Source organism: Paraburkholderia sp. SIMBA_027 (genome assembly GCF_046535315.1).
Lineage (GTDB): Bacteria > Pseudomonadota > Gammaproteobacteria > Burkholderiales > Burkholderiaceae > Paraburkholderia > Paraburkholderia tropica.
This window is the reverse complement of sequence record NZ_JAWRWY010001028.1, coordinates 1-257: the sequence shown is the minus strand read 5'-3', so window position 1 is coordinate 257 and position 257 is coordinate 1. Positions and strand designations below refer to the sequence as shown.

At 58.8% G+C, this 257-nt stretch carries 1 protein-coding gene; it reads right to left on the bottom strand.

The features are described 5' to 3' along the window. Positions 1 to 257, bottom strand: a 257-nt coding sequence (locus SB764_RS42235; protein WP_410867070.1) for an alpha-E domain-containing protein, incomplete at both ends; no start/stop codon positions are given.

The window sequence follows — 257 nt, the reverse complement described above, 5'->3', positions numbered from 1 at the left end:
ACATAAAACCGGTAGCCGTTGGTGATCTCGACGCTGAGCGAATTGTTGCGGTTGACGAACTCCTCGAGGAATTCGTGCAGCCCCTGATCGATCACGTCCTTGATCGCCCGCGAATGCAGCGAAGCGCGGATAGCATCCGCGGTATCATGCGCCCTCAGCCGCTCGCCGCCGTAGCTGCGCGAGATATAGCCAAGATTGCTGACGACCTTCTCGTAGCAATAGGCAAGCGACCGCGGCATCTGCCCGTTGAGGATCAG